General features: G+C 65.4%; 18 protein-coding genes. 12 read left to right on the top strand and 6 right to left on the bottom strand.

Annotation, left to right across the window (positions count from 1 at the left end; translation table 11 throughout):
* The first annotated feature begins 70 nt into the window (after window positions 1-70).
* Window positions 71-799, top strand: coding sequence for a DUF981 family protein (locus tag D9V32_RS02900; protein WP_183086151.1), 729 nt, complete (start codon window positions 71-73; stop codon window positions 797-799).
* Window positions 800-858: 59 nt separating this feature from the next.
* On the opposite strand, the gene ispD is transcribed toward D9V32_RS02900, so the two are convergent.
* Together ispD and D9V32_RS02890 are read right to left on the bottom strand one after the other, a co-directional pair.
* Window positions 859-2,031, bottom strand: coding sequence for a 2-C-methyl-D-erythritol 4-phosphate cytidylyltransferase (ispD, locus tag D9V32_RS02895; protein WP_121647556.1), 1,173 nt, complete (start codon window positions 2,029-2,031; stop codon window positions 859-861).
* Window positions 2,032-2,163: 132 nt separating this feature from the next.
* Window positions 2,164-2,646: a CarD family transcriptional regulator gene (locus tag D9V32_RS02890; protein WP_121647394.1), complete on the bottom strand. Its 483-nt coding sequence runs from the start codon at window positions 2,644-2,646 to the stop codon at window positions 2,164-2,166.
* 160 nt (window positions 2,647-2,806) lie between these two features.
* Between D9V32_RS02890 and D9V32_RS02885 the strand changes: the two genes are divergently transcribed.
* Entirely contained in the window at window positions 2,807-3,310 is a 504-nt protein-coding gene (locus D9V32_RS02885; protein ID WP_121647393.1) for a hypothetical protein, read from the top strand.
* A 59-nt stretch (window positions 3,311-3,369) separates the two neighbouring features.
* On the top strand, window positions 3,370-3,921 hold the full coding sequence (locus D9V32_RS02880) for a GNAT family N-acetyltransferase (protein ID WP_183086150.1): 552 nt from the start codon (window positions 3,370-3,372) through the stop codon (window positions 3,919-3,921).
* A 55-nt stretch (window positions 3,922-3,976) separates the two neighbouring features.
* On the opposite strand, the gene D9V32_RS02875 is transcribed toward D9V32_RS02880, so the two are convergent.
* Window positions 3,977-4,663, bottom strand: coding sequence for a response regulator transcription factor (locus D9V32_RS02875; protein WP_121647391.1), 687 nt, complete (start codon window positions 4,661-4,663; stop codon window positions 3,977-3,979).
* Window positions 4,663-5,811, bottom strand: coding sequence for a sensor histidine kinase (locus tag D9V32_RS02870; protein WP_342772563.1), 1,149 nt, complete (start codon window positions 5,809-5,811; stop codon window positions 4,663-4,665). Before D9V32_RS02870 ends, D9V32_RS02875 begins: the two co-directional genes overlap by 1 nt.
* 192 nt (window positions 5,812-6,003) lie before the next feature.
* On the opposite strand from D9V32_RS02870, the gene phoU reads away from it, so the two are divergent.
* Window positions 6,004-6,669 carry a phosphate signaling complex protein PhoU gene (gene phoU / locus D9V32_RS02865; protein WP_121647389.1) on the top strand — a complete coding sequence of 222 codons (666 nt, stop codon included), beginning with the start codon at window positions 6,004-6,006 and terminating at the stop codon, window positions 6,667-6,669.
* 1,386 nt (window positions 6,670-8,055) lie between these two features.
* Window positions 8,056-8,382 (top strand): type II toxin-antitoxin system HicB family antitoxin, encoded by a 327-nt coding sequence (locus D9V32_RS02855; protein WP_121647388.1) that lies wholly within the window; start codon window positions 8,056-8,058, stop codon window positions 8,380-8,382.
* A gap of 28 nt (window positions 8,383-8,410) precedes the next feature.
* Here the strand turns inward: D9V32_RS02855 and D9V32_RS02850 are convergent, their stop codons facing one another.
* Both D9V32_RS02850 and D9V32_RS02845 read right to left on the bottom strand, forming a co-directional pair.
* The gene (locus D9V32_RS02850) at window positions 8,411-9,082 is read right to left on the bottom strand and encodes a GntR family transcriptional regulator (RefSeq protein WP_183086149.1); all 672 of its coding nucleotides are present in this window, start codon (window positions 9,080-9,082) and stop codon (window positions 8,411-8,413) included.
* A 28-nt stretch (window positions 9,083-9,110) separates the two neighbouring features.
* A complete protein-coding gene (locus tag D9V32_RS02845; protein WP_183086148.1) occupies window positions 9,111-10,133 on the bottom strand; it encodes an ornithine cyclodeaminase family protein in 1,023 nt (340 codons plus the stop codon).
* A gap of 230 nt (window positions 10,134-10,363) precedes the next feature.
* Here D9V32_RS02845 and D9V32_RS02840 point away from each other — a divergent pair, with 230 nt between their 5' ends.
* Genes D9V32_RS02840 through D9V32_RS02810 form a run of 7 tightly spaced genes read left to right on the top strand, consistent with a single transcriptional unit; the run spans window position 10,364 to window position 17,484 of the window.
* Entirely contained in the window at window positions 10,364-11,284 is a 921-nt protein-coding gene (locus tag D9V32_RS02840; protein ID WP_183086147.1) for an ABC transporter permease, read from the top strand.
* A gap of 27 nt (window positions 11,285-11,311) precedes the next feature.
* Window positions 11,312-12,196 (top strand): ABC transporter permease, encoded by an 885-nt coding sequence (locus D9V32_RS02835; protein ID WP_121647384.1) that lies wholly within the window; start codon window positions 11,312-11,314, stop codon window positions 12,194-12,196.
* Window positions 12,193-13,023 (top strand): ABC transporter ATP-binding protein, encoded by an 831-nt coding sequence (locus tag D9V32_RS02830; RefSeq protein ID WP_121647383.1) that lies wholly within the window; start codon window positions 12,193-12,195, stop codon window positions 13,021-13,023. Before D9V32_RS02835 ends, D9V32_RS02830 begins: the two co-directional genes overlap by 4 nt.
* Window positions 13,020-13,931: an ATP-binding cassette domain-containing protein gene (locus tag D9V32_RS02825; RefSeq protein ID WP_121647382.1), complete on the top strand. Its 912-nt coding sequence runs from the start codon at window positions 13,020-13,022 to the stop codon at window positions 13,929-13,931. The genes D9V32_RS02830 and D9V32_RS02825 overlap by 4 nt, the downstream gene beginning before the upstream one ends.
* 45 nt (window positions 13,932-13,976) lie before the next feature.
* Window positions 13,977-15,491 carry an ABC transporter substrate-binding protein gene (locus D9V32_RS02820; RefSeq protein WP_183086146.1) on the top strand — a complete coding sequence of 505 codons (1,515 nt, stop codon included), beginning with the start codon at window positions 13,977-13,979 and terminating at the stop codon, window positions 15,489-15,491.
* 5 nt (window positions 15,492-15,496) lie between these two features.
* The gene (locus D9V32_RS02815; protein WP_220700640.1) at window positions 15,497-16,717 is read left to right on the top strand and encodes an amidohydrolase family protein; all 1,221 of its coding nucleotides are present in this window, start codon (window positions 15,497-15,499) and stop codon (window positions 16,715-16,717) included.
* On the top strand, window positions 16,711-17,484 hold the full coding sequence (locus tag D9V32_RS02810; protein WP_220700639.1) for an aspartate/glutamate racemase family protein: 774 nt from the start codon (window positions 16,711-16,713) through the stop codon (window positions 17,482-17,484). Before D9V32_RS02815 ends, D9V32_RS02810 begins: the two co-directional genes overlap by 7 nt.
* Window positions 17,485-17,516 lie beyond the last annotated feature (32 nt).

Genomic DNA, 17,516 nt, shown 5'->3' with positions numbered 1-17,516 from the left:
ATAGGCATCCCGGATTACCGGGTCTATACTTCCGTATACACAGCATATACACATGCATAGAAAGGCAATCATGCCCCTCCTCAAAACCCAGGGCCTGGTCATTGACTGGACCCAGATGCCCACCTACAACACGATCATGTCGATCGCCGCCGGTGCCGGGCTCCTGCTGCTCGTGCTGCTCGCCCGCGAGCTGCGCAAGAAGAACGAGGCGTTCGTCGCCGAGGGCTGGGCGCTCTCCGCCGGCGTGCTCGGCTTCATCCTCACCGCCACCGGCATGCACATGACCCTCACCTGGCCGTTTGCGAAGTACTTCCCCTTCGACAACATCATCTTCGGCGAGACGAGCCTCGGCCTCGGCGTACTGCTGCTCGCCGCCTCGCTGTTCCTCTGGAAGCGCGGCACCGCGATCCGCGACGCCGCGGACCCCGCCGCCTACGTGGCCAAGGTGTCGCGCCCGCTCGGCATCTTCATCGTGGGTCTCGGCCTCGCTCTGTTCGGCATCGCGTTTGCCGGCGTGATCTTCCAGCTGTTCGCCGCACCGCCGGAGGAGCCCATCTCCGGCGCCTTCGCCGAGTACCCCATGGTCGAGGCCATCTTCATGTCCGGCCTGTTCGCCCTGGTCGGCCTCGGCGCCGTGCTCTTCCCGTTCGCCCTCAAGACCTTCTCCACCACGACCGTGCCGAGCGTCGTTGAGAAGATCGTGGGCATCGTCTGGGGTCTCGCCGGTATCGCGTTTGTGCTCTTCGGCGCGATGAACTTCTTCACCCACATCGGCCTCATCGTCAACACGATGGGTTAGGTTTTACCCACAAAAGTGCCGGGCCCCACGGGGCCCGGCATTTTTGTTATTCGAGGGGTCTAGTGACGCTGACGCAGCGCGGCGGTCGCGATCGCGGTCAGCCCCTCACCGCGGCCGGCGAAGCCCAGGCGGTCGGTCGTGGTGGCTGAGAGGCTCACCGGGGCACCCAGCAGGCCGCTCAGCGTGGCCTCGGCCTCGGTGCGGCGCGGGGTGAAGCGCGGGGTGTTGCCGATGATCTGCACCGAGACGTTCTCGATCGCGAATCCCGCCTGAATCAGGCGTTCCCGGGTGGCAATGAGGAATACCTCGCCGCGGGCCTGGGCGAAGCGGGGGTCGTCGGTGCCAAACATCGTGCCGATGTCGCCGAGCCCGGCGGCACCGAGCAGGGCGTCAGTGATGGCGTGGGCCACGGCGTCGCCATCCGAGTGCCCGGCGAGCCCAGCCTCACCCGGCCAGTGCAGGCCCGCGAGCCACAGCTCGGCGTGATCGTCATAGGCGTGTACGTCCACCCCGACGCCCACCCGGATGCGCTCCCCACCCTCGGGGCGCAGCAGCTGCTCGGCACGGTTGAGATCCCAGGGGGTGGTGATCTTGAACGCGCGGGCATCGCCCGGAATCACCGCGACGGAACCGCCGGTAGCCGCAAACAGCGCGGCATCGTCGGTGTACTCCTCCTCGGCATCCGCATAGCCCTGGGCGAGGGCGTGCCGCGGGAAACCCTGCGGGGTCTGCATCGCGCGCAGTTCATCGCGATCCACGGTCTCGACGATGCGCTCGTCGCCATCCACGCGCTTGATGGTGTCCGCCACCGCGAGGCCGGGCACGATGCCCCGGCCGCCGGCCGCAACCGAGTCGACCACGTCATCAAACTGACGCGAGGGGGTCAGCGCGCGGGCCGCGTCGTGCACCAAGACGATTCGGACCGACTCGGCGAGGGTCGCGATTCCGGCGGCCACGGAGGCCTGCCGCGTCGCCCCGCCCACGACGACGGACGCGTATTCGCTCGCGGCACCGGCCACGTGACCGAGGATCAGCTCGGCATCCCCGCGGAAGGCCTCGGGAGCCACCACCACGACCTGAGCCTCACGACGCATGCCAAACACGCCGCGCAGCGCGTGCTCAAGAATCGGCGCACCGGCGAGTTCTCGGAAGGCCTTGGGGATGTCCCCGCCCAGGCGGGTGCCGCTTCCGGCGGCAACAACGATCACGGCTACGGCGGGGTTCACACTCATGTATCGAGCGTACAGGTCGCGCCGCCAGACAAACACAAAACGGGCGGATGCATCAGCATCCGCCCGTTATGAAGTGTAAAACCCGGGGGTACCCCGCGGCTTCGGTAACTAGACCCTAAGAAGCCAATACCTCTAGGAAGCCAGTACCTCGTCGAGAACCAGCGAGGCCTTGTCCTCGTCGGTCTTCTCGGCCAGGGCCAGCTCGGAGATCAGGATCTGGCGAGCCTTCGCCAGCATGCGCTTCTCACCGGCGGAGAGGCCGCGGTCCTGGTCACGACGCCAGAGGTCGCGAACAACCTCGCTCACCTTAATGACGTCGCCCGAGGCGAGCTTCTCAAGGTTTGCCTTGTACCGACGGGACCAGTTGGTGGGCTCCTCGGTAAACGGTGCACGCAGCACCTCGAACACGCGCTCGAGGCCCTCCTTGCCAATAACATCTCGTACCCCAACGAGGTCGACATTGTCTGCCGGCACCTCGATTACGAGGTCGCCCTGGGTGACCCGGAGCTTCAGATAGGTTTTTTCGACGCCCTTGATCATCCGAGTCTTAACCTCGGTAATAAGAGCAGCCCCGTGGTGGGGGTAAACGACGGTCTCGCCAACCTCAAAAATCATGAAATGGTGTCCCTTCAGCGTTTTTCAGTTTAGCACAGTGAAGATGCGTTATTATCTGCGCGTTCAACACACCCTGTGCCACACGCTAGACTTGTACGGTCCAATCCGTGTAACCGCGCAATTCCGCGTGTTTACCGCCCATCGTGTTCTTGGAGGACCAGTGAAGGCGCGTCTCATCAGCTCTGTCGTACTCGCGGCAACCGTTCTTGTCGGCACCGCCGGCTGCAACCTCATCGCACCGCAGGCCACCCTGAAGCACTATGACGCCAGCGATGGCGTATCGGCCAATGTGGGCACCCTCGAGGTTCGCAACGCCCTCGTCATCTCCTTCCCGGGCAAGGAGGGCGTCCTCGCAATGACCGTCGTTAACACCGGCGACTCCGCACAGACCCTCACCGTTGAGTACCCCGGCGGCCGCGTTTCCGTCGAGGTCGCCGCCTCGGGCCCCACCGCCTTCGGCGCTAACGGCAACCCCGGAATCACCCTGCCCGGCTTCACGACCCCGGCCGGTGCCGACGCCGCCACGGTCTTCCAGTACGGCACCGAGACCGGTGCCGAGGCTCGCGTGCCCGTGCTCGACTCCGCCGATGACTTCGCCTTCCAGGAGTACAAGACCCTGACCCCGACCCCGATTCCGTCGGTGTCCCCCTCCACCGGAAACTAACCGGCGGTTACACGCTCAACCGGATCACACCGCGGCTCTCGCCCGGTGGGGTCCGGTTTTTGCATTATCGAAGGAGTCATGATCCCCTGAACGAATCGATCAGTATCCGCTTCGCCGCCGAAAACGGCAGCGATACATCGGCGATTGGCGCGCTTCTCCGCGCCTATCTGGAGCAGACGGAGCGGGAAAAGCACGCCCACGGCATCGGTGACGCGCGCGAACACCGATCGGATACCGGGCTGCCACAAAAATATCTTCCGGAAGTCACCGATCCCGCTGCCGCGTTCGCGAACGCCCGCATTCTGCTGGCACAGAGGGCGGGTGCCGCGGTGGGGATCGTGATCCTGCACCAGCGTGGGGCAGGGGACGCGAGCACGGAGACCGAAATCAAGCGCCTCTGGGTCGACCCGCGGTTTCGCGGCGGCACCGGTCGCGCACTTCTCGAGCGGGCACTCGCCGAGGTCACCGACCCCGCCGTGCTCTCGGTGTGGGAGTGGCGGGAGGGGGCGCTCGCGCTCTATCGCACCCTCGGATTTGAGACGATTCCGAGCCGGGACGCCCGTGCCGGCCTGATCTGGCTGCGACGCCCCGCGCCCGAAGACCCGCGCTAAACACAGCATCGCCCGGAGGCACGAGGCCGCCGGGCGATGGGAAGAGCGGGCTCTGCTAGCCCTCGAGGCGGTAGCCGAGACCGCGCACGGTCAGCAGCATCTTGGGCTCGGAGGGTACGGCCTCGATGCGCGAGCGGATGCGCTTGATGTGCACGTCGAGGGTCTTGGTGTCGCCGAAGTAGTCGCTGCCCCACACGCGGTCGATGAGCTGACCGCGGGTGAGGACCCGGCCAGTGTTGCGCATCAGCATTTCGAGCAGCTCAAACTCCTTGAGCGGCATGGCCACGGCACTGCCGTCTACCTCGACAGTGTGGCGGTTGAGATCCATCACGACGTTGCCGGCGCGCAGCACGGTGTCGTCGAGATCATCGCCCTCCTCCTCACCGCGGCGGCGCAGCACCGCACGGATGCGCGCGAGCAGCTCACGGCTCTTATAGGGCTTGGTGACGTAGTCGTCGGCGCCGAGCTCGAGACCCACCACCACGTCAACCTCGTCGTCCTTGGCGGTCACCATGATGATCGGCACCGTGGATAGCTGGCGAATCTGGCGGCACACCTCGGTGCCGGAGATTCCCGGTAGCATGAGGTCGAGCAGGATTGCCTCGGGGTTATCGGTGTGGAACTTCGCCAGGGCGTCCGTTCCATTCTCGGCGAGAGACACGGTGTGCCCCTCACGCTCGAGCAGATACACGAGCGGTTCGCTGAGCGATGCTTCGTCCTCAACAACCAGGATGCGAGCCATTACTTTTCCTCCAGGGATGTGGTTTCGATCTGTGCCCGAGCGTCCGGTGCGGCCTCGGGAAGTCTGATGGTGAATGTGGATCCGTGGCCCACGCGCGACCATACGCGCACCTCGCCGCCGTGATTCTGGGCAGTGTGCTTCACGATGGAGAGCCCGAGGCCCGAGCCGCCGGTGGTGCGCGAACGCGCCTGATCCACCCGGAAGAAGCGCTCGAACACGCGCTCGCGCTCCTCCTCGGCGATGCCGGGGCCCTGGTCGGTCACGGAGACCTCGATGATTCCGTCGCGCGCCACGAGCCCCACACCCACGCGGGTGGCATCCGGGGAGTACGCGATCGCGTTATTGACGAGGTTGTGGACAGCCACCACGAGCAGCGCCTTGTCGCCGATCACGATCGCGTCCGGCACCGTCCGTGAGACAACCTCCACGCCGTGGGATTCGGCCACGACGCGGTTCTGCTCCACGGCATCGCGCACGACCTCGGCCATGTTGACCAGCGCCGGCTTACCGATCGCCTCGGCCGACTGCAGCCGCGAGAGGTTGATGATGTCCGCGGTGATCTTGGTGAGGCGTTCGGCCTCGACGTCCAGACGCGCGGCGAAGGAGCGCACGCGGGCGGGATCATCGGCGGCGGGATCGAGGGCGTCAGCGAGCAGCGCGATCGCGCCGATCGGGGTCTTCAGTTCGTGGCTGATGTTCGCGATGAAGTCGCGGCGCACCTCGTCGAGGCGCATGCGCTCGGTCTGGTCCTCCACCAGGATCAGCACGTAGCGGGTGCCGAGCCGGGCACCGCGGGCGAGGACGTGGCGGTCCAACTCGCCAAACTGTTCCGGCCGCAGGGCAAACTCACGGGTGGTGGGCAGCCCGGTATCGCGCACAACGCTGGCGAGGGCGTTCAGTTCCTCATGGGTAACCTGCCCGTCACGAACGAGCCCCAGGGTGAACGCCGCATTCGAGGCCTTGACCACGTTGCCGGAGGGATCGACCACAACGCCCGCGTTCTCGATCGCGTCGAGAACCTGCGACACGCCCTCGGGAACCCGCGGTGCCGCGACGGCAGCGACGCGGCGGCCCCGCTGCGCGGCTACGAAGAATAGAAGCGTAAACCCTGCGCCAAGGACGAGGCCGAGGACAAGAGCGGAAGTCACCAACAGGGTTGAGGGCATACACATAGACTAGGGTGCGAGACCCCTGGTCACCCAACGTCAACCATCCCAACCAGGGGTTTTAGTGTCGCGTTTACGGAATCGGCACCAACTGTTAACCTTGACCAGGCATTCTAATGCGGTGCTGCCCAAACCTGTGGCCCGCACCACACACCCGTTCACACGAGGAGAAGCATGCGTCAGGTATTCCAGCAGGAGCTACGAGAGGTTCAGGATCGCCTGATCGCCATCTCCGAGCTCGTGACGATCTCGATTGAAAACGCCGTGCGCGCCTTCAACGAGTCGGATGTTGCCATCGCCGAGGGCGTGATCGAGAACGACACCCGAATCGACGTGCTGACTCGCGCCCTGGACGAACTGGCCATCAACATTCTTGCCCGCCAGCAGCCGGTCGCCCGCGACCTGCGCACCGTCGTCTCGGCCCTGCGCATCTCCGCCTCGCTCGAGCGCATGGGAGACATGGCCGAGCACATCGCTCAGCTCGCCCGCTACCGCTTCCCGGAGCGCGCGGTACCCAAGGGCCTGCGCTCGACCTTCGCCGAGATGGGCCGACTGGACGTCGAGATCTCGCGCAAGCTCACCGAGATGCTGCGCAACCAGGACGTCGACATCGCCGAGGAGATCCTTACCGATGACGACCGCGTCGACGACCTGCACGTCGCCGTGTTCGAGAAGGTTCTGGGAGACTCCTGGAAGGGTGAGGCCACCGCAACGGTGGACGCCACCCTGGCCTCCCGCTACCACGAGCGCTTCGCCGACCACGCGGTCTCGATCGCCAAGAAGGTCCAGTACCTTGCCACCGGCGACTGGGCCCCCGAGGCAGACGACAACGCGCTCTAGCCTTTACGATCACCAACAAACCCCGCGGAACCTCGGTTCCGCGGGGTTTTTGCTGCGCCCAAACATCACAACCGAACTTCTCGTGCTGGCTTCGGGCGAAGATTCTGGCCTATTCGGTGCTCCAAGAACGTGATATATACAGATCTTTCGATTGCATCATGGCGATACAAATGAAACAGCTGGGTTCACGATCGGGACAACCCTGCCTTTCCGACGATCGTTTTTGAAGAGTCCAGGGAATCGTACAGAAAAACGGTCGGAACTGAAGGCTCAAACTCAACTGCATGGCAGAACGCGGTCCAGAACGAGATTCTGCAAAAAACGGTTCTAGCCTCGAATCCACCATTCATCTTCGAGAATGCGCGCTCGGAGCAATAGGGCAGGCCTCGAACCGTATTCTCGAATCATGGCTACGAGACGTAAGCCGGCAAACTAATGGCGTTGCGCCCTCAACAATATTCGGTTGCGCATTCTTGATTGGCCTACCAGGCACGGTTGTTCCTGCGCGCGTAGTTTCTGCATCTGACGAGGTCCCTGATATCTCTGACCACTGTATGCCGAGTCTCAAGACTCGACCATCTCGAGCGGAATGAGCATGATCGATTGAATACTCAGTTAGGCAACCCAGCAACACTAGAAAATCTGCCGCCTCACTCCGAGAACAAATTCCTAAATAGCAACATTTCGGATCACTCGCTAGGAGCAGCTCAGCGGACAACGAATTGTGAATTCAAATGGCGGGAAAGCGGGGTGTGGACATAAATTCAGCACGACTCCCTGACGTCTAATCGATATAATTCAATACGATCTGCAGGTTGAGGGGGGTTACTCCCGGAAGTTCTACTGCAAGCGTTGTTTTGTTCATCTGCGCAATAACAGTTTCGATCCTTATCGAGGTGATGACTCTTGTTCACGAAGACGAATTTCGGAAGGTGGTGGTGTTTATGAAGAATTTCATCGACGGCGTCGCCAGCTATGCGACGCTTTTTTCAGTAGGGCTCTCCTGAGCTTGCAGCCCGCTAGACAAGTACAACTTCTGACTGAAAACCCCGCGGAACCTCGGTTCCGCGGGGTTTTGCTACGCCCAAACATCACAACCGAACTTCTCGTGCTAGTATCACTATCGATACTATAAATGATGGCCAATATGAAGAAGGTCCTCATTCGCATATCGCAGAACCCGGGAGACGTGAGGTTTGCTGAGCTCGTACGGGTCTGCGATCACTATTTTGGCGAACCTCGACAGAACGGCACCTCGCATCGGGTCTATCAGATGCCCTGGCAAGGTGACCCTCGAGTAAACATCCAAAACATCAGAGGCAGAGCAAAGGCCTACCAGGTGAAGCAGGTACTTGCCGCGATTGCAAAAATGACGGGGGAATCAGCATGATTCACGCAGATCACTACACGTATCGGGTCCGTTGGTCCAGAGAGGATGACGGCTTCCTGGGAACCGTGGCCGAGTTCCCCTCACTTTCCTGGTTCGCCGAGACCTCGCGGGACGCCTTCTCCGGAATCAATCATCTCGTCGCGGAGATACTCACGGACATGGAGCTCACCGGCGAAATCATCCCCAGCCCACTCTCAGATCGCGCTTACTCCGGAAAGCTTCTCGTGCGCATCGCGCCAGAACTCCACCGCAACCTCGCGATCGAGGCCGCCGAACAGCAGGTTTCGCTCAACCGTCTCATCTCCACGCGTCTCGCGAGCTAGCAAGACAGAAGCAGAGGCAAAAGCGCGGCTATTCGGTGTTTTCGCCGAGGGTGCCCGCGAGCGCGGCGAAGGTGGGGACGCGACCGCCCTCAACGTGGGCGCTGGCGAGGAAGCGCGCGAGTGCACCCTCGCCGGCCGCAATGGCCTCGACGAGGTGGCGGTGCTCGGAGCACTGCACGTCGGTGTCGCGGTCCGAGGTGAGGTAGAAGATCCAGTTCATGCGCACCAGCACCGGACGCATCATCTGACGCAGGAGCTCGTTATCGGCGAGGTCAAGAATGACGCGGTGAAGGTCGGCGTTGGTGGCCGCAATGGCACCGGGCTCCCCCGCCTCGATCGCCGCAACCGCATCGGCAAACGCCCGGTGCAGCGGGGCCGGGTCCGTCCCCTTCGCTACGCGCCGAGCCGCATACTCGGCTGCCAGCGGTTCGAGTGCGAGACGCACCTCGAACAGGTCGGTGACCGAGGCGTGATCCCAGCTGTGCACCACGGCGCTTCGCCTCGGGTTGGTGCGGATCAGGCCGTCGCGCTCAAGCAGCGGCAGCACCTCACGAATGGGTACGCGCGAGACGTTGAGATCGGCCGCGAGGGTGGTCTCGGGAAGCTTCGCTCCCTGCGGATACTCGCCCAGAATGATGCGCTCCCGCAGGGTAGCGTAGAGCACCCCCACCAGGGAGTCCTCGGTCGATACCCGTGTCATCGCCACCCCTTCTCCGATGCCGTCATGCTCATGATACGGGAGTGCGGACGGGGCGCAGCTGCACCTGCAGGCCATCCTCGTGCACCTCGGAACGCTCGAGGAAGTACTCGGCCGCGGCAAGATCCTGGAGCCCGATCCCAACGCTGTTGAACACCGTGAGCCCGCGCGGTCGCGCAAAACTCTCGACCAAGACGTGACCGAGTTCGAGCGGCTCATCCGCGGCAAGGGTTCCCGCCGCGACGGCGTCCCGAATATTGCCGGACTCCGCCAGGGCGATGGGCAGGGCATCCACCACGGTGAGTGCCGCGCGCCCAAAGACGTCCGGGGTCAGCTCGCGAAACAGCGGCCGGGGCGGGGAACCCACCGCGTTGACGTGCACGTTCTCGCCCAGCATGTGCGCAGAGATCAGCGGGTCACGGGCCGGTGTGAGCGTGCACACGATCTCCGCACCGTTGAGGGCCGCGCGCAGATCGGTGGTCGCGTTCAGGGCGATCCGCGCAAACTCGGGCTCGCCGGCCAGTGTCGCGACCGCGGCATCCGACCCAGCCGGAGTGCGTGACCAAAACCTGATCTCACTCAGCGGCAGCGCAGACACCAGGGCTCGTGCATGCTCCAGGGCGAGCGCCCCCGCGCCCACAATGGTCACGATGGAGGCACCCGCTGGCGCGAGGGCCACGGTGGCGGCCGCCGTCACGGCAGCCGTGCGGGTCCTGGTCAGTACCGCACCGTCAATCAGGGCACGGCACTCCCCCGTTTCGGCGGAGAACAGGGCCACCGTCGAGCGCTGCGCCGGAATACCACGCTCGCGGTTGTGCGGGGCATCCGCGAGCGCCTTCAGCACGTAGCTCCCGGTGGCGGCACGGTAGCCGGTCATCGGGATGATCTGGGCGGGGGCCGCGTCGGTGTCTGCGGGGTTGCGGATCGAGCGCGGAACGGGTTGCACCGCGTCTCCACGGGCGTGTTCGAGATGCACCTCGCGCATCGCACGCATCAGGCCGGGCCATTCGGCGATCCGAGCGCAGTCATCACCGGTGAGGAGAACCGTGGTCATATCAATCCTTGTATACAGAATCGGAGCAAGATGCGGGGGCATCCGCGGGGTTGGTCACCAGTATGCGCGCTGCAAATCAGATTTGCAATACGCCTCAAGCCGCGCATTTGTGCGGTGTTTTCGCCAGAAGCCGCCACCCAGAATCTTGTTACCGGCCCGTAACAGGACGTGACGTGCTCGAAACAATCCGACAGCACTATGTATACAACACCTCCGTTCGAAAGGCTCTCATGGCTCGATACGTCCTCCGCCGCCTGATCCAGGCCGTCGTGACCCTCGCCATCGTGGTGAGCCTCACGTTCGTGTTTGGCCGCCTGAGCGGAAGCCCCGCGGCGATCCTCCTCACCGAGAACGCCCCGCAGTCGCAGATCGATGCGCTCAACCACCGCCTCGGATTCGATCTGCCGATCTGGCAGCAGTACCTCAACTACATGGGCGGGGTCCTGCACGGCGACTTCGGCGACTCCTACCGCCAGCCGGGCGTCCCCTCGATGCAGCTGGTGTTCGAGCGGATTCCCGCCTCCTTCCAGCTCGGGTTCGCCGGCCTGGCGGTGGGCCTGCTACTGGCGCTGATCGCCGCGGTCAGTATCCACCTCACCGGGCGTCGTTCGCTGCGCACCGTGTTCCTCGGATTCGGATCGCTGCGTCAGGCCATCCCCGACTTCTTCTTTGGCCTCCTGCTGGTGCTCGTGTTCTCCGTCTGGCTGGGCGCACTGCCCTCCCTGGGCAACGCCGACTGGCGGGCCATGATCATGCCGGTACTGACCATCGCGACCGGACAGTTTGTGGTCTACACGCGGCTCATGGACAACGCGCTCAGCGAGCAGAGCGTTTCCGACTACACCCGCACCGCTTACGCCCGCGGCGAGCGCCACAGCACGGTGGTCCTCACCGAAACGCTCCCCAACGCGCTGCTTCCCGTGCTCACCGTGGCCGGCATCAACCTCGGTACCTTCCTCGGCGGCCTCGTCATCGTCGAGAACGTGTTCGCCTGGCCGGGCCTCGGGCAGCTGATGCTCGGGGCCGTGTACTCCCGGGACTTCCCCGTGGTGCAGTCGGCCCTGATCATCATCGCGGTGATCTTTGTGGTCGCCAACCTGCTGGTTGACCTGATCTACGGCCTGGTTGACCCCCGTGTCCGACTCTCCTGATTTCCCCCGTCCCCGAGTGAGGTTCTGATGACCACAACCACTTCCCCCGCCACCGTCCCGGCAGCACGCGTTCGCCGGTTCCGGGTCACCGGCCCCCTCGTGGGTACCGTGCTCGTGGGCCTCGTGGTGCTGTTCTGCATCGCGTACCCGCTCCTTCCCGGCTACGACGCCTACACGCAGAATCTCGACAAGATGCTGCTCGGACCGTTCGTCGATCCGTCGCATCCACTCGGCACCGATGCCCTCGGCCGGGATGAGGCGAGCCGCCTGGCCCTGGCCGGCCGGATCACCCTGGGTATCGTGGTGGCGATCGTCGCGGTCAACGCCCTGATCGGTCTCGTGGTCGGCACCTCCGCCGGGTACCTCGGCGGCAAGGTCGACACCGTACTGATGGGGTGGGCGGACGTCCAGCTCGCCCTCCCGGTGATCCTCGTCCTGATCGCGCTCTCCGCGGCGCTGGGCCCGAGCGTCTGGCTCATGATCATCGTGCTGGCCGCGACCTACTGGGTGGGCTACGCCCGGGTCGCCCGCGGTACCGCGCTGAGCCTGCGCGAGCGAGATTTCGTGATCGCCCCGCGCATTCAGGGGGCGAGCCGGTGGTGGACCGCCCGCAAGCACATCATGCCCAACGTCGCCGTGCAGATCCTGATCCTCGCCTCGACCGATATCGGTGGCGTAATGCTCCTCACCTCCTCGTTCGACTTCCTCGGCCTGGGCGTCCAGGCACCGACCCCGAGCTGGGGCCTGATGATCTCCGAGGGCCAGAAGTACATTCGTCAGGCACCGCACCTGGCCCTCGTTCCCGGTATCGCGATCTTCCTCGTGATCATCGGCACCAACCTCATCAGCCAGCGATTCACCGCCGAGGGTTCGGCGCTGTTCCGCATCGCCAAGAAGGGAAAGCGCGCATGAGCACCCCCGCCCCGCTTCTGCAGGTGCGCGATCTGCGCATCGCCACCACCGCCCCGGACGGCTCCGTCCGCGAGCTCGTCCACGGCGTGAACCTCACCGTCAACCCCGGCGAGGTGCTGTGCCTCGTGGGTGAGTCAGGTTCGGGCAAGAGCCTCTCGATGCTCGCGGTGCTGGGTCTCCTGCCGCCGGGCGTGGAGGTCACCGGGGGTCAGATCCTGGTGGACGGCGTTGACGTCGCAGGTCTCGATGAGGCCGAGCTGCGCGTGCTGCGCGGCGGCCGGGTCGGCATGGTGTTCCAGGATCCGATGACCGCGCTCAACCCGGTCAAGCGGGTGGGCAATCAGGTGGCCCGAGCCGTGAAGGTGCATCAGCCCGAACTCTCGGTGACCGCTTCCCGGGCCCGCGCGGCCGAACTGCTCGAGCAGGTGGGCGTCCGTGATGCGGCCGAGCGCGCCCGCGCCTACCCGCACCAGTGGTCCGGCGGGATGCGCCAGCGCGCGGTGATCGCGATGGCGATCGCCAACAACCCCGGCCTGCTGATCGCCGATGAGCCCACGACCGCGCTGGATGTGACCGTGCAAGCGCAGATCATGCGGGTACTCGCCGAGGCTCGACGGGACACCGGGGCCGCCCTGGTGATGATCACCCACGACCTGGGTCTCGTTGCCCAGGTGGCCGATCGAATCTGCATCATGCGCTCCGGCGAGATTGTCGAGGAGGGCACGGTGTGGGACATCTTCGATCACCCCGAACACCCCTATACCCGGATGCTGCTGAGCTCGATTCTCGGCGTACCGGCCACCGATACCGAGGGAGTCTCCGCATGAGTGACACCAGCACCGGCCCGATCGAACACCTGACCCGCACCCCCGTCGCGGCCGATGCCCCCGTGGTGCTCGCGGTGGATGACCTCGCGGTCACCTTCCGCGGTTCGGGCCGCCGCCGAGAACCGGTGCGCGCGGTGGACGGCGTGAGCCTCAGCCTGCGCCGAGGTGAGACGCTGGGCCTCGTGGGCGAGTCTGGCTCGGGAAAGTCCACGCTCGTACGCACCCTGTTTGGATTGAACGCCCCCACGCGCGGCAGCATTCGCATTCTGGATCAGGATCCGAACGCCCTGAGCGGTCGGGATCTTCGCCGGCTCCGTAACCGCATGCAGATGGTCTTTCAGGACCCCTACTCCTCCCTCAACCCGCGGCTCACCACCCACGACATCGTGGCCGAACCGCTGCGCCTGATGGGCCGCTACGATCGCGACCGCGTGGTCCAGCTGCTCGCGGATGTGGGGCTCGGCGAGGACGTCCTCGGCCGACGTCCGGCACAGTTCTCCGGCGGGCAGCGCCAGCGCATCGGTATTGCCCGCGCTCTCGCGCTGAACCCCGAGATCCTGGTGCTCGATGAGCCGGTTTCCGCCCTCGACGTCTCGGTGCAGGCGCAGGTCATCAACCTGCTGATCCGTCTGCAGGAGCAGCACGGTCTCTCGTACCTGTTTATCGCCCACGACCTCTCGGTGGTGCGACACCTCTCCGATCGGATCGCGGTGATGCGTGCCGGCCAGATCGTCGAGACCGGCCCCGCCGAGCGGGTGTTCCACCAGCCGGAGGATGCCTACACCCGCGAACTGCTCGCGGCCATCCCGATCCCGGATCCGCATCGCCGCGGTGCCCTGACCGGAGCGATCCCCCACCCGCTGCAACACCCGGGGGCCGCCGCCGGCCCCGTGTCCGCAGCCGCCTAGCCTCCCCACCCACCCGCACCACCGATCCCTGAAATGAGTATCGCGATGAGACGTTCCCTCACTGCCACCCTGGCGATCTCGGTCGCCGCGACCCTGCTGCTCGCGGGATGTTCGGCCGGCGCCACCGGAACCTCCGGTGACCGCACCCTCACCATCGGCCAGGTAGCCGAACCGGAGAAGTCGCCGGATCCCATCATGGACGGCTCCCTCGCCGGCTACAACTACTACTACAACGAGTTCGATCAGCTGACCCAGCTCAGCGCGGATGGCGAGCTGACCCCGCGCCTGGCCACCAAGTGGACCCCGAACGCCGACTTCACCACGTGGTCGTTCACCATCCGAACCGATGCAAAGTTCAGCAACGGCGACCCGGTAACCGCCGAGGACGTGGCCTACACCTACAACAAGATCCTCGCCTCCCCGGACTCCGACAACCTCGGCTACATGGAGACACTGAAGTCGGTGCGCGCGACCGCGAAGGACACCGTCGAGTTTGATCTGAACGCCCCGTTCTCCCCGTGGCCCTCGATCACCACCGCGATCTCGATCGTGCCGGAGAAGGTCTACGAGAAGCTCGGATCTGACGGCTTCGCGAAGGCCCCCGTGGGCAGCGGCCCCTTCACGTTTGAGAGCTACACCCGCGGCGTGAACTACACGATGGTCGCAAACCCCGACTACTGGGGCAAGGCACCCGAAACCAAGAAGGTCGTATTCCAGACCGTGGGCGATGAGGATGCCCGCCTCAACGGCGTGATCTCCGGCAGCCTCGACATCGCGCTGATCTCCCCCAACCAGGCCACCGGGTTCAACTCCCCGGGTGCCTCGGTGAAGAGCCGTACCGGCAACGGATCGGTGTTCCTCGGCATCAACTCGACCGCGGGTGTGCTCGCCAATGCGAAGGTGCGCCAGGCGATCTCGCTCGCCATCGACGAGAAGTCGCTGGTGTCGAAGGTGCTCTCGGGCAGCGGTACCGCAAACGACCAGGTCATTGCCCCCTCGGTGGCGGGCTATGTGAAGGACGCCGCGACCCACGAGTTCGACCCGGCGAAGGCCAAGTCGCTGCTCGCAGAGGCCGGTTACAACGGCGAGAAGATCACCTTCCAGTACGCCACGAGTGGCCGCATTCCGCTGAGCTCCAACGTTGCGCAGGCCATCCAGGGCTATCTCAAGGCCGTGGGGCTGAACATCGAGCTGGCGGGTACCGATCAGGCCACCCTCTCCTCGATCATCTACTCGACCGTGAATGCCGCGGGGCTCTACCTCAACACCTGGGCACCCTCGACCCTCGATGGTGACATGCCGGTTACGAACCTCTTCGCCGGCGGCCAGAACGACTATGCGAAGGACCCGGCCGCGAAGGAACTCGTGCTGAAGCAGCGCACAGTCTCCGGAGACGAGCGCATCGCGGCCTTTGCCGCGCTGCATAAGCTGAACGTGGAGCAGGCCCACATCATCGGCCTGTACACCCCGAACACCGACTACGCGGTCCGCGACGGCATCACCTGGAAGCCCCGCGCCGATGGCGAGTATGTGATCGCCGACATCACCTATGCGAAGTGAGTGACATGACCCCCTCCCTGCTGATCACCAATGTGCGCCCCTGGGGTGCCGATACCACCGATGTTCTGCTCTCGGGCGGGGTTATCGTGGCGGTCGGTGCCGAGGTGGCCCCCCACCCCGATGCCCCCACGGCCGACGTGTTGGACGGCGCGGATCGTCTCCTTCTGCCGTCGTTCTCCGACACGCACGTGCACCTGGACTCCACCAGACTCGGCCTGCCCTTCCGCCCCTACTCGGGGGAATCCGGCCGGGATGGTCGCATCTACAACGACCGCGCGAACTGGCGTTCGGCCGAGAAATCGGTGGCCGAGCGGGCAACGTTTACGCTCGAGCGGATGATCACGCACGGCGCGACCCGGGTGCGCTCGCACGCGCAGGTAGATGCCGACTCGGGCCTGGAAAAGTTCGCCGGGGTGCTCGCCGCCCGCGAGGCCTACGCCGATCGCGCCGAAGTGGAGATCGTGGTGTTCCCGCAGGTGGGTATCCACCGCGAGCCCGGCGTTCCCGAGCTGATGTCCGAGGCGCTGCGCTCGGGCGGCAACCTGGTGGGCGGGATCGATCCCTGCGAGATCGATCGCGATCCGGTGCGCCACCTCAACACGGTGTTTGAGCTTGCCGAGCGCCATGGCGCGGGGGCGGACATTCACCTGCACGAGGCGGGTCTGCTGGGCCTGTTCTCGATGGACCTCATTTTCGAGCGGGTTCGCGCGCTGAACATGCAGGGGCAGGTGTCGATCTCGCATGCCCCGGCCCTTGGCAGCGGCCTGCCGCAGGTCGAGCGGGCGCTCGAGCAGGTCGCCGAACTGGATATCGCGATCACCCATATCGCGCCGGCCGGCCCCGGCTGGGTGCTCCCGCTGGAGCGGATGGCGAGTGCGGGGATCCGGGTGGGCCTCGGCATGGACGGCCAGCGCGACTACTGGTCGCCCTACGGCAACGCGGACATGCTGGATCGCACCTGGCAGCTCGCCTTCGTGCAGAACTACAGTCGTGATCAGAAGATCGAGGACGCCCTCGAACTCGCAACCTGGGGCGGTGCGCGCGTGATCGACCGCACGCTCACCGCCGCCGGTTCCGGACGGCCCGGCGTGGCCGTGGGCGACCCGGCCGAGCTCGTGCTCATCCCCGGCGAGACTCCGACCTCCTCGGTGATGGATCGCCCGCAGCTGGGCCGCGTGGTCATTCACGCGGGCCGCGTGGTCGCGCAAGACGGAGAGCTGTGCTGAGCGATCTCCCGCCGACGATCCTCGTGGTGAACTGCAATACCGATGCGCAGGTCACCGCGGGGATCGCCCGCACCGCCCAGGCGGCCGCCCGCACCTGCGTGGTGCGGGCGGTGCAGCCCACCTGGGGGCCGACCTCCGCCGAGGGCTACCTGGAGAGCTACCTCAGTGCGGCCGCGGTGATCGAGCGGGTCGCTCAGGAGCGATCCTATGACGCGGTGGTGCTCGCCGGTTTCGGGGAGCACGGCCGCGAGGGAGTACGCCAGCTCGCAAACGTTCCGGTGGTGGACATCACCGAGGCCGCCGTGCTCACCGCCTGCCTCCTCGGGCACCGGTTCGGCGTCGTGACCACGCTCGCGTCCACGCTCGCGGGCATCGCGGACACCATCGAGCTGATCGGCCTCTCGGGCCGCTCGGCCGGGGTGCGCGCGTCGGGAATTCCGGTGTCGCACGCGGGGGTGGCCACCTCCGACGGTGCGGATCCGGGGCTCGATGCGTTGGAACGTGAGTCGCGGCTGCTGCTTGATGCCGGTGCCGACGTCATCGTGCTCGGCTGTGCGGCATTCGGCGGGCTCGATGCGCGGCTGTCCGAACGCCTCGGCGGCATCCCCGTGGTCGACGGCGTGGGCCAGGCCGTGCGCCTCGCCGAAACCCTCCTCGCCGCGGGCCTCACCACGAGCAAGCACGGCCCCTACGCCCCACCGCGCGCGAAGGTCTGGACCGAACGTACCCTCCCCCTCCCGGCAAAAATCAGCCGGCCAGGAAGCTAACCGACACGAACGAGAGCGCCGCGATCCTCACG

It is taken from the genome of Mycetocola tolaasinivorans (genome assembly GCF_003667565.1).
GTDB classification, from domain to species: domain Bacteria; phylum Actinomycetota; class Actinomycetes; order Actinomycetales; family Microbacteriaceae; genus Mycetocola; species Mycetocola tolaasinivorans.
The sequence above is the reverse complement of the archived record's forward strand: the minus strand, read 5'-3'. Positions and strand labels throughout refer to the sequence as shown.